Consider the following 11,498-nt stretch of genomic DNA (forward strand, 5'->3'; position numbering starts at 1 on the left):
ACGTCATCATACAAGTGGTTAAAAAAGAGCTTTGATGTTGTGGATGGAGGATTAGCGTCATGTGGGATCGACATCGGAAAACGCCGCGCTCAGGACCGTTTTGTGCCATCTTTCTGGCGCTGCTGGCTGCACCTGCGTCTCTCGGCGCGCAGCAAGCCTTAGCGCCGGAGATGCCTCACCGTAGCGGTAGCTTGCCGGAGCCCGAGAGCCGGACGCCTCGCGCGATCGTCGTAGAGGCGGGCTACCGCTACGACGATCTCCTTTGGGAGAACGATGTCACTGCACACCGGATCTATTCGAAACCACTCGAAGCCGCCGAACCTCCCTCTGGGTCCGGGATTGACTCATGGGGCAAGAACGTCGCTTGGCCGTTCGCTGATCGGCAGCTTCGGACCAAGGACCAGCATGGCTATCAAGGCGAAGGCTTAGATTTCTACAACGTCGGCACGACCAGGGGTGCGGGCGGGCTTGGCGTGTGGCATGACAACAAGCTCTGGACATCGCGAAACGCCGCTCGCCATCGAATATTGGCATCAGGCGAGAAGATCGCTGATTTTACAGTTGATTACGATCCTTGGCCGGTCGGCGTCGAACGCCGGATAAGTGAACACCGGCGGTTCACCTTGCCACTAGGATCGCATTTCACGCGGCTCGTATCGACCCTGTCGTCCAACAAGCCGGAACCCATTCTTGTTGGTATCGGCGTTGGAAAGCGGACGACCGGATCCGGCGCTGGCGAGCTGACGGTAGATCGCAGTCGGGGTCTTTTGTCGTGGTGGGGACCTGCCGACGGCGATCATGGACGGATGGCCATCGCGATCAGGGTCGACCCGGGTATGATCCACGATGTCAGGCAGGATGCCGACAATTACCTGATCCTCTTGCGCGTCGAGCCGGGTAAACCGTTCGTTTATTACTCAGGATCGGCATGGGATAAGGGGCAGGGCAATATGCGAACTCGGCAGGAATGGGACGCGTTTGCCCGCTCACAGCAGCTCGATTTTAAGCCGCCGGAACGATGATGGCCGGAGCGCTTGCGACGGTTGGATGGGCAACTTTCTAGGGGGTGCTGTCAAAGGAACTGCACGGCTATGTCAGAGCAAATCCACCCATTGGTAATCCGGGGATTGTAGGGCCGCTGCATGCCCCGCCCGCGCAAGCCCGCCAGTCCGTTCCGCTACTTCAACTCCTCGCCTGAGGTGATCCGGCTGGTGGTGCTGATGTACGTCCGCTTCCCGCTCAGCCTGCGAAACGTGGAGGACCTGCTGTTCGAGCGCGGGATCGACATCTGCCACGAGACGGTGCGGCTGTGGTGGAACAGGTTCGGGCCGCTGTTCGCAGGCGAGGTGCGGAGGAAGAGGGTGAGCCACATGCGTGGCTACCGCCACTGGCGCTGGCACCTGGACGAAATGTACGTGAAGCTGAACGGCGAGATGGTCTACCTGTGGCGAGCCGTAGATCATGAAGGTGAAGTGCTGGAGAGCTACGTCACCAAAAGTCGGGACAAGGCAGCGGCGCTCACCTTCATGAAGAAGGCGCTGAAACGCCATGGCTCACCAGAGGCGATCACCACCGACGGCCTGCGCTCATACCGTGCAGCCATGAACGAGCTGGGCAACGCCGAGAAGCAGGAGGTAGGCCGCTGGGCCAACAACCGGGTGGAGAACTCCCACCTGCCGTTCCGACGACGAGAGAGGGCGATGCTACGCTTCAGGCAGATGAAGACGCTGCAGAAGTTCGCCTCGGTGCATGCCAACGTCCACAACCACTTCAGCCTGGAGCGCCATCTCACCGACCGACAGACCTACCGGGACCGACGCTCCGCAGCGCTTGCGGAGTGGCAGGTGCTCGCCGGCTAGGCCGTCATCGTCAAAGCCCGACATGCATCCGGTGGAGAGCGGTTCGCGTTAGACTGACAGCACCCGAGCAGCCCATGCTCATCGATCCAACGCGCGAGGACCCCGCACCTTTTTTTCACTGGTCGCGCGCCAAGCATCTCAGCGTCGTGCTCGCGGCCACCCTGAGCCCGATGGAGGCCGAGCGGGCATTGTCCAACATCAGCGTGTTCGCCCTCAATCGCGCCAACCTTGTCAAATCCAGAACCAAGATCCTGTCGGTGCTGCGGTTCGATGCCGAGGAGATAATGGACGAGCTGGCGGCAGATTGTGCGGATGGCGGGCTCAAGCAGGAGAACCTTGATCGGGCGCTCCGTCGGGTCGCCGGGCTCCGCCGGAGGCACGCGCCGGACCAGCCCTTCTCGGCGATGGTGAAGGCCTTTGTTGACGATCTCGCTCAGGAGCTGGCCGACCGGATGGCGGCACAGGGTCCCTGAGGGGCATGGTTCGAGGATGTTGTCCGCCGGCGCTCCCTGAAGGTCTGCATCCGTGCATAAAGCCTAAGAACCGACTGTCCGCTGACGGCCCACTTCCAGCCGTTCGGCATGCGGGATGCCAGGATGGCAGCTACTGGGCCGTCAACGGACCGACAGCTTTGGCGTGACGATACCGAACAACTAGACCTTTGTTTGGTGGGTAATGAACTGCTGACCGCAAGATGACATTCTGAGCACTAAGCTGACTTCGGACGTCGAGTCCGCCGCTTGCCCTCGCGCCCCCGGCCCGCCCGCTTCCCGACGACCTCTGGCTTCCCTAGGAAGTGACCTCGAATCCAATCGCGTAGATAAGATCGTGACAGGTCGGAACGTGTGCCAGCGACTGCGGCTTGGCCGAACATCCGGTTGAGCAGTTCCAGCGTCTCCCACCACTCGCTCCGCTTCGAGATCAGGCGCGCGATCAGCACGCTCGCCGCGGCCCCGGCCTTCCACGACGGCACGCCGCTCGACCACGCCTTGTTCATGAAGTCAGCCACCGCGTAGGCGTGCGACACGATCTCGGCGCGCGGACCGCCGATGTAGTTGGCCGCGGCGTCGATCAGGACCTTCCCATGCTCGTGACGAAGCATCGCGGTCAGGACGTCGCCGTCCAGCGACACGTGCCCGTGGCGACGCGATGCCAGTTGGGCGACGCAGAGTGCGTAGGCCGTCCAGTCGATGACGTTGCCCGCAAGCATCGAGCGGGCGGCCGTCTGCAGCCAGGCCCCGTTCGCGAAGCCCTGCGACGCCGCCAGCTGCCGGAGGTGCAGGTCTTCCGACAGGAGCAATAGTCCGGTCTGCTTCGCGACCAGCAGGGGGTCTAGGATGCTTTCGACCACCTCACGGTGGAGCAGGCGCGCCAGCTCGGGATCGTCCGAGCCCTCGACCGGCAGCACCTCGCAGTTCGCGCGCAGGGCGTCGATGGTCGCGGTGAACAGATCGATCCGCCGCTGCGTGTCCTCCGGCGAGTGCACCTGGCGGACCGCCTGATCTCCGTCGTATCCAAGCGTCATGTATTCGCGCCCGGCGTGAAGCTCCTCCTTCGCGCGCATCTCCAGCAGCTCGTCGAGGGTGGTCTGCGGAACCGCGATGGTGCCGAAGAACTCGCGCATCGGTCCGAGCAGATCCATGTGATGGGCGCACCAGGCGGTGAGCGTGTCGAGGACGACGCCCCTGCCGCGCGCCTGGGCGCAGGCCCGCTCGGCCGCCTCCCGCTCTTCATGCTCGCCGAGGCAGGTTCGGATCTCGCCCCCGTTCTGCGGGATCAGCTCCGCGACCTGGAGCACGCTGACGTGGTTAATCGCCGCCAGCGCCTCGAGCGGCAACGACATCTCGCGGTAGGTCCGGCAGATGTCGAGACCATGCTGCTGGTGCTGGCGCACCATGTCGAGCACCGGTTGGACGTCGCCATCCCGCATCGTCATCGAACCCATCGACCGCGATTGCGGGAAGCGCGTCGCGTTGGTGTGCATGATGTCGTGCAGTAGCCAGACGAAACGGTGTTTCACCTCTTTGACCCGATACCGGCGCGGTTCGCCGATGCCCTGCGGCACGACAATCTCGTCACCGGCGCTGGTGCCGAGGACGTGCTGTGCCAGCAGCTGGCCGGGCGGGTAGTTCACGACCTCGGGCGTCACCTCGTCCCAGATCAGCCCGCTGACGTCCTTGCCGCCATCGACCTCCTCCAGCTCGAACCAGTCTCCCACCTCCGCGGGACCCACCATGCGGATCTTCGGGGGCATCCGCTCGCTGGAGAAGAAGACTCCGGGATACATCTGGACGACCTTCTCGTCGGCGCGGTTGGTCGAGGCCACGGCATAGGCGAGCTCGAACGCCCGCATGTCCTCGCCGGCCTGCCGCAGCATCAGCGCGAGCCGCATCCGGTCCCGGGAAGACCCCGCGACGTTCCGCTCGTCCACCTCGCGGACGAGCCCGTGCGCGGCGTCGCGCCGATCCGCGCGCATGTAGACGCCGTAGAGAATCATGCGCGCCCGCAAGTCGCCAGCGTCCGCTTCGAGGGCGCGGCGCAGGTGGCGCTCTGCCCCGTCGATGTCGCCGCGCGAGTTGGCGGCGGCGCCGGCCATGCGGGCGAACCTGGGCTCGGCAAGGATCGCGTCGGGGAGCGCCTCGAAGAAGGCGCGGGTGCGCGGCGTCACTGGCGCATTGGCGTAGGCCCAGGCGAGCCAGGCCAGCGGGCTGGAGACGGTGGCCTTGTCTACGAACCCGTCGAGCGCGGTAATGGCAGAAGCAGGGTCGTCCAGGTCGACCGCGACCTCCGCCGCCATGACCCGGGCTGAGAGCGGGGTCGCGTCCGTGAATTCCGACAGCAGGCGCGCCACGAGCTCCTTCGCCAGGTGCGGGGAGTGCAAGCGCGCGGTCTGCGCCGCACCCGCCAGCACCGTGTCGTCGCCCGGCCACGCCTCGATCAGACCGCGCAGGGCCGTGTCGGCGTCGGCGGCGCCGGTCTCGATCCGCGCGCGCGCCACCAGCGTGTCGAAGAAGCGCACGTCTTCGTCGCGGACGTGGGATCTCCGTTCGGGTGTCGCGAAGGCGATGACGGCCGGCCAGTCTGGCGTCTCCGCCATCGCGGCGAGCATCACCATCGTCCGCGCCGCGCCCTCCGGCAGGTCGCGGACCCGCTCGATGGCCCTCGCCGGCGCGTCGTCGATCACGTCGAGGTGCGCAGCCGCCAGCAGGGCGTCGGGCAGGGCGGGCGCGATCGCCAGCGCCTGATCGGAGACGCGCCGCGCGTCGTCGCGCCGGCGCAGGGCCCGGTAGGCGGTGACGAGGTTGACGCCGACGCCGGCCCAGACGTCCTGGCCGGCGTTCTCGTAGAGGCGAACCTGGTCCCAATGCCCCTGCAGGAGTTCCGCGGCCCGCTCCATGCGAGCCCGCCTTTCCCGGCCCTGCTCCGGCGGCAGGTCATATGAGCGTGCGGCGAACGCCTCCTCGAGCATGGCCTCCGCGGCGAATCGCTGGGCGACGCCCGACCCGGGATGGGCCGTCAGTAAATCGGCCGCTGCCGCCATCCACGCCTCGTCGCCCCGCCGCCGAAGCATGTTGAGGCGATTGACCGCGACGTTCTCGTCGGAGCGCAGATCGGCCGGGACGAAGGTGTCGGGATCGACCGCGACATCGTGCATCGCCGCCGCCTGATATGCGAAGGATGCCGCCAGCGCGTCGCCCCGGTCCTCTTCCAGAAGCGTCCGGCAGCCCTCGATCGCGTCGTCGAACCTCCCCTTCAGCATCAGCGCTAGGGTGCGGTTTGCGCGGGCCTTGCGATCAGTCGGATTGAGCTCGTAAGCCTCGTGTAGGAACGCCGACGCCTCCGCGTCCCGCCCCTGGCGCATGCGCGCGAAGCCGAGATTGGCGCGGATGCGCGACCGGACGGCGGGCGACGCGGTCTCCGGCAGCCTAGCCTCTAGGTCTGTAAGCATCTGGGCGGCCGTGTCGGGACGACCCTGGTTCAGCAGGTCGCGGAAGGAGTCGATCTGCTGGTCGAAAATCTTGTCCAGAGCGGCGCCGCTTCCCGTGTCCGCGCTGCGCACGATGGCGAGGATCTGCTCCACATTCGCCGCCATAACCTGCTGGTCCGCCCGCGCCGCGGCGAGTTCCGCCGCTGTCTCCCTTCCTCCCTCGACGTTCTCGCGGCCAAGTTCGAGCAGTTCGTCGGTCGAGGCGCTGTATTCGGGGTCGAACGCCCGAACGGCGTCAGGATACAGGCGGATCCGCCGCTGCAGCTCGTCCCACCCCCAAATGTGGACCTGCACGGCCCGGCCGAGATCGGCCTGCTCCTGCCGGATGGCGATCGCGAGCTTGTCGAGCGCCAACTCGTCCGGCGCGGTGGTGACGACGTAGATCTCGGTGAGCGGGGGCTCGATCCCGAGCGAACGCTCGATGTCCGATCTCGCCTCGGCGACGCTGAGCCGGTCCTGGCGCTTCTTGAGCTTGCACTGGACGGAGACGGGCCGGTGCGGATCGCCGTCGCGCGCGCCGATCAGGTCGATGCCCCCCTGGTTTGCGCCCGACGTCGCCACGCCCTTCAGGCTGGGATCGTTGATGATGCGGCGGAACAGCACCGCGCAGTGATCCTCAAACGCCCCGGAGCTTTCGGGAATTCCTATAACATTGCTGGACCTCATGCGCGCATACTAGCTGCTCCGGCGCGCGCCACGCTACAGTCTCGCACGAGATCTTCCCCGCTTCGCTATTGAACCAATCTGAAGGAATCGCTGCGCAGCCGAGGGGCGCATCAAAACCACCTTTTCGATGCCTAAAGACCTTACCGACCCCACACCAGGGAACATTCGCTTTCACCAATGGCGGCAGAATGGCTGATTGACCAATTCTAGGGCGCACAGCAGCTCGCTGAGCTTGTGCCTCGGGACATCATCAGCCCGGCCTCCCCAGGTCACCGCGATGCGCGTTCTGCACTGACTTGCGTAGAGCCTACGCTTCATTGAGGCTCTTGGCCGGGCCACGCGCATCGAACGGGAGGAAACTATGGCGATCAGGCCGCTAAAGCTGATGATATCTAGCAGATCCGACAAAGCGTCGATCGACGATGGATGCGGCGGCAGCATGACGTTGCGGCAGGCGCGCGAGACGCTGAAGGTCGAAATCGAGGCGGCCAATTTCCTCGGCAGGTCTCTCGTTGAGGTTTGGATAAACGAGCGCGAAATCGGCGAGCACAACCAGACTGCTTGGGACGAATGTATCACGCAGGCTGCGGAGTGCGATCTCTTCATAACTTTGTGGGACGGATCGGCGGGCTGGGCCGTGAGGGGCGGCTCCATCGGCATCTGTGAGGCCGAATTCACCGCCGCGTTCGCCAGCGCGCCTGGCAAAACGAAGGTCATTCGATTGCCCAAGTCGAAGATCGCCGCTGGCCCCGCCTACAATCGCGATATCCGGTTCCTCGGCGCGCTTGATGCAGCTAATGCCTTTGAGGTGCATGTGCAGGGCGGCTGGCCCGATCTGAAGGCGAAGATGTTTCAGACGGTGCGCGAGCAAGTTCTGAAGCTGGCACACGAGGGCGCGCGCGAAGTTCGCCGAAGCGGCGGCAATGTGGGGAAGGCCCTCGATTGGTCCCGGATGTCATTTGCGGAACGAGGCAATGCGATTGGCCGTACCATCGCATCCTCGCTGGAAGATAGGAGCGGCAAGGCAGTCTCAGGCGATGGGCCGGCGGCCGTAGTAGTTGAACTCGAGGGGCATGAACTGCTGTTTGTATGCCATGGTGCACCACGGCCGCTGTCCACGTCGCCAGGTCGAGCCGCGGTCGGTCAACCGTTCCTAAGTGACCATGTGCTGGCCGCACGTGACAGCACCGCAGCGGCGGGACCGATCCACATAGTCGGCTGTCCAAAGGGGGTCACCGAAAACCAGGCGGTGTCGCTGCTCGGATTCCCCGAGTTCACCGTCGTCGAGGGTGCATTTGGTGTTTACGCATCAGATACCGTTCAGAAGATCCAGCTTTGCCTGCTCGCCAACTGCACCGACCCAGGGAGCACCCGCAATGCGGTCGAGCGCTTCGTCGAATGGCTGACACGGTCGCGTGAATTGATGATTATGGCTCAACGCGCGGCCTCACGACGCCGCATCGTGGAGGCCATCCGCGAAGAACAATCTGAGCAAGCGACATGAATGTCGCTTAACTTCGCTTAGAATCGGGTGACGAAGGGGTAGCGGACGAACGGCAGCTTTTCAGATCAACAGTGCGTGTGCGGAATGGCCGAAAAAGGGCGCACACCCGCCGTCAGAGACCACGATGAACGAGCGTCCGCTTTTGGGAAGAGGAAAGGGCGGCCTGATCGTCCATTTGTGGGTCTATTGAGACGGCGCGCATCGTCGACGCGGAAGGCGTCACCGCAGCTGACTGTCCTTGCTGCCCCGGCGATTGAACGTCGTAGCGAGGGGCCTGTCGCGGCCGCTTTGACACGTCACGCAGGTACGCACTCCGGGAACGGCGCGGCGCCGGCCTTCCGGAATGTCGTCGCCGCAGATTGCGCAGAAAGGCTCACCCGTTCCACTTGGCATGCTCGCCCGCGCAGCTAGCACTGCGTCAGCCACAGAGTCGTCAATCTGATCCTGAACTGCGCCATCGCGCGTCCATCCGCCGGCCATCTGTGTCTCCCTAGCTGCCCCATATGGGAGGGCGAGCGCGATGATTCAAAGCGAGTGCCCGTCAGGACTTTAGGGGGCAACAACACAGGACGGGCGACTAGGCCGTATGGCAACACCGACTGGGACCTGTTGCCGCTAACTCTGGGTTCATAGCTCCTCAGCCTCCGCATTCGTTGGGGAGAAGCTTCGTTCATAAGCAGCGTCCTGCTCGGCGAACGTAAGCATGTTGACCTTTAAGTCTACATATGTATGTTGAAGGTATGACCCGAAGCCGAGGCCCATCGAAGCAGATGATCACCCTGCTGGACGCCCTGTCGATTCGGCCGCAGGAATGGCGACATGGGTACGACCTGATGAAGGCCACGGGTCTGCTGTCCGGAACGCTGTACCCGCTCTTGATGCGCATGACCGATCAGGGTTTGCTCGAAGCCGAATGGCGCAAGCCATTGCGACCCGGGCGTCCCGCCCGGCATGCGTACCGGCTGACGGCCACCGGTGTGGAACTCGCGCGTGCGGCTGCGGGTGCGGGTAAGGTCTCATCGTGGAAGGTCTCGCTCACATGAACGATCTCGTCGCGAAGGTTCTCATGGTGGCGGCGGAACGCTGCCTTGGTAGGCAACGTCAGGATTGGGCGCTCGCGATGCGTGCGGAGTTCGGATCCGCGCTTGAGGATGGCCACGCTCTGACCTTTGCCGCGGGATGCCTGCTTGCCGCCCTGCGAGAGATGCCGGCGCAAGAAGAAGGGCGGTTTGTGATCACTAGCTACGCGCTTGCTTTGGGTTTGATCTTGCCGATTGCAGCGCTTCAGATCGGCTGCGCCGTCTTTGGCCTACCCTATATGTTCGCTCGTGGCGCAGGACTTCAGGCTATCGCCGCTCCGGGCAGTGTTCAGGCCGCCCTCCTTGGCGGGACGTACCAAGCTGCGGTGCCGGCGCTCACCGTCGTACTGCTGCTGCTCGGTGTGTGGCAGGTCCGAATGGCTTGGGTGATGCTGGAGCGGGATTGGCCGCGGGTGACCGCCTCGGCCATGCGCATCCTGGCGGCTTCGGTGACGCTCGCCACGGTCATGGCCGCGCTGTTCCTGGACGCAACGCAAGCCGTCTTGCAGATCGGAATGCTGGTACTCGAAATGGCGGCGGTGCTCGTTCTCGCAAACTGGCACGAACACCTGCCGGCGCCACCTACGCAGCAACTGACCACGCGCTAACTTTTGCCGCCGAGTCAACCGATGTCCCTTCGATTGCAACCGCGTCGAGGAGGGGGCGGTTGCCTGTCGAATGCCGTAAGCAAGAGGAGACATGTCGTATGATCCCGTCGACATACCTGACCTGGCTATTGGGTGCCGCGGCAATCGGTAGTCCCGCCGTCGCAGAACCTGAGCGCGTGCAGTGTGTCACCCCCGCCAGTTCGGCGTGTGGCCCAAGCAATCCGCACTCCCGCTACGTCGAAGCGAACCTGAACCCTGCCGTCATCAAGCCTGGTGCCAAGCCGTTCGTTCTGAGCGAGCGGATGCGTCACTATGATGTGCCCGGTGTGAGTGTAGCCGTAATCCACCGCGGCAAGGTCGCCTGGGCGCGGGGGTGGGGAGTGCGCGACACGGTCAGCTGCGCGCCCGTCAATCCCGATACCGCGTTTCAGTCAGCCTCGATCAGCAAGTTGGCCACGGCCGTACTGGCGCTGCGGCTGGTCGAACAGGGTAAGCTCAAGCTCGACGGGGACATCAACGCTGCTCTTCATTCCTGGCAGCTGCCACGCGATCCGAAGCTTGCGCCGAACGGCGTGACGCTGCGCCAGCTGCTGAGCCACACGGCCGGACTGGGCGTTCACGGCTTTCCAGGTTATCTGCCCGATGCGCCGCTACCGACACCCATTCAGATCCTTAACGGCACTCCGCCCAGCAACAGCGGTGCTGTTCGTAGTGTGCTGCCGGCGGGCGTCCAGTGGACCTACTCAGGTGGCGGCTATGTCCTGACCCAGCTTGCGCTCTCGGACGTGGCCGGGGTGCCGTTCCCCGACTTGGCGGAGCGTGAGATGCTACGTCCGCTGGGCATGACCCGCAGCGCCTATGCGCAGCCGCCATCGCCCGCGATCCAGTCCAATATGGCCTTTGGACATATCAGCGGCAGACCGATCCGCGGCAATTATCATGTCTATCCCGAACTCGGTCCGGCCGGGCTGTGGGCGAGCGCGGGCGACCTTGCGCGTTTGCTGATCGATCTGCAGGCCTCCGCCGCCGGTCAGCCGGGCCATCGTCTTTCCCCGGCGATGACTCGTCAGATGCTGATGCCGATAACGGCGAACTGGGGCATGGGGCCGGCCCTCTACACCAACGGTCCGGCGAGGTTTGGTCACGATGGTTTGAACGAGGGCTTTCAGTCGTTCATGGTGGCCTATGTCGGCAAAGGAGAGGGCATCGCCGTGCTGACCAATGGCGGGCAGGGGCGACGGCTGATGGATGAGATCGTCCGCGCCGTCGCGACAGACTATCACTGGCCCGAAATCGCAGCACCCGCGGCCCAGGAGAAGAGGCTCTTGAAGGCCGAACTGGCCAAAGCGATGGGACGGTTCGAGGGCGGCGGACTTGCTGTCGATCTGGAAGCCCGTCGCGACGGCCTGTACGCGAATACCGGCGGTCCCAGTTCGGAACGTCTCGTTGCACTATCCCCCGATCGCTACCGCTCCGAGACGATGGGACTCGTTGTCGAGTTTGCGAAGGACTTTTCAAGCTTCGAGATTGTTGAAGGCGGCCCCCCCGTTCGACTGATTCGCGTGAACGCAGCGCCGGCGAGAAAACCATAATCTTTATGACAGCTGCATCGAGCTCGGCTCGAAGCCCGGGTACCCAGAGATGAACGAGTGGCCGGTCGTGGAGCTGTTTATTGTGCAGCTGAATGGCCGGATCTGGGTCGATGCTACCATCATCGCGCAATCGAGCCGTGAAGCGGGTGGAGCATCACCTCGTCGCGTCGAGAATGACGGCGACTGTCTCCTCCGGCGTGTC

General features: G+C 64.3%; 9 protein-coding genes. 7 read left to right on the forward strand and 2 right to left on the reverse strand.

Translation table 11 applies throughout. The features are described from left to right. Positions 1-59 precede the first annotated feature (59 nt). The 3 genes from ASG07_RS05025 (at position 60) to ASG07_RS05035 (ending at position 2,332) form a co-directional block, all read left to right on the forward strand. Entirely contained in the window at positions 60-1,022 is a 963-nt protein-coding gene (locus ASG07_RS05025) for a DUF4861 family protein (RefSeq protein WP_055843183.1), read from the forward strand. A 120-nt stretch (positions 1,023-1,142) separates the two neighbouring features. After that, entirely contained in the window at positions 1,143-1,859 is a 717-nt protein-coding gene (locus tag ASG07_RS05030; protein ID WP_055843185.1) for an IS6 family transposase, read from the forward strand. A 74-nt stretch (positions 1,860-1,933) separates the two neighbouring features. Beyond that, on the forward strand, positions 1,934-2,332 hold the full coding sequence (locus ASG07_RS05035; RefSeq protein ID WP_055843187.1) for a hypothetical protein: 399 nt from the start codon (positions 1,934-1,936) through the stop codon (positions 2,330-2,332). A 236-nt stretch (positions 2,333-2,568) separates the two neighbouring features. On the opposite strand, the gene ASG07_RS05040 is transcribed toward ASG07_RS05035, so the two are convergent. Then, positions 2,569-6,450 (reverse strand): tetratricopeptide repeat protein, encoded by a 3,882-nt coding sequence (locus ASG07_RS05040; RefSeq protein ID WP_055843189.1) that lies wholly within the window; start codon positions 6,448-6,450, stop codon positions 2,569-2,571. Positions 6,451-6,874: 424 nt separating this feature from the next. On the opposite strand from ASG07_RS05040, the gene ASG07_RS05045 reads away from it, so the two are divergent. Further along, complete coding sequence (locus tag ASG07_RS05045) at positions 6,875-8,017, forward strand: DUF4062 domain-containing protein (RefSeq protein WP_055843191.1); 1,143 nt, start codon at positions 6,875-6,877, stop codon at positions 8,015-8,017. Positions 8,018-8,236: 219 nt separating this feature from the next. On the opposite strand, the gene ASG07_RS16825 is transcribed toward ASG07_RS05045, so the two are convergent. Next, on the reverse strand, positions 8,237-8,497 hold the full coding sequence (locus ASG07_RS16825; RefSeq protein WP_082474538.1) for a DksA/TraR family C4-type zinc finger protein: 261 nt from the start codon (positions 8,495-8,497) through the stop codon (positions 8,237-8,239). 290 nt (positions 8,498-8,787) lie between these two features. Between ASG07_RS16825 and ASG07_RS05050 the strand changes: the two genes are divergently transcribed. The 3 genes from ASG07_RS05050 (at position 8,788) to ASG07_RS05060 (ending at position 11,296) form a co-directional block, all read left to right on the forward strand. Further along, complete coding sequence (locus tag ASG07_RS05050) at positions 8,788-9,060, forward strand: PadR family transcriptional regulator (RefSeq protein ID WP_082474540.1); 273 nt, start codon at positions 8,788-8,790, stop codon at positions 9,058-9,060. Beyond that, the gene (locus tag ASG07_RS05055; RefSeq protein ID WP_055843195.1) at positions 9,057-9,704 is read left to right on the forward strand and encodes a hypothetical protein; all 648 of its coding nucleotides are present in this window, start codon (positions 9,057-9,059) and stop codon (positions 9,702-9,704) included. Before ASG07_RS05050 ends, ASG07_RS05055 begins: the two co-directional genes overlap by 4 nt. 98 nt (positions 9,705-9,802) lie before the next feature. Continuing rightward, positions 9,803-11,296 carry a serine hydrolase domain-containing protein gene (locus tag ASG07_RS05060; protein ID WP_082474541.1) on the forward strand — a complete coding sequence of 498 codons (1,494 nt, stop codon included), beginning with the start codon at positions 9,803-9,805 and terminating at the stop codon, positions 11,294-11,296. The last annotated feature ends 202 nt before the right edge of the window (positions 11,297-11,498 follow it).

Origin of the sequence: Sphingomonas sp. Leaf343 (genome assembly GCF_001423765.1) — a bacterium.
In the GTDB taxonomy this organism is placed as follows: domain Bacteria; phylum Pseudomonadota; class Alphaproteobacteria; order Sphingomonadales; family Sphingomonadaceae; genus Sphingomonas.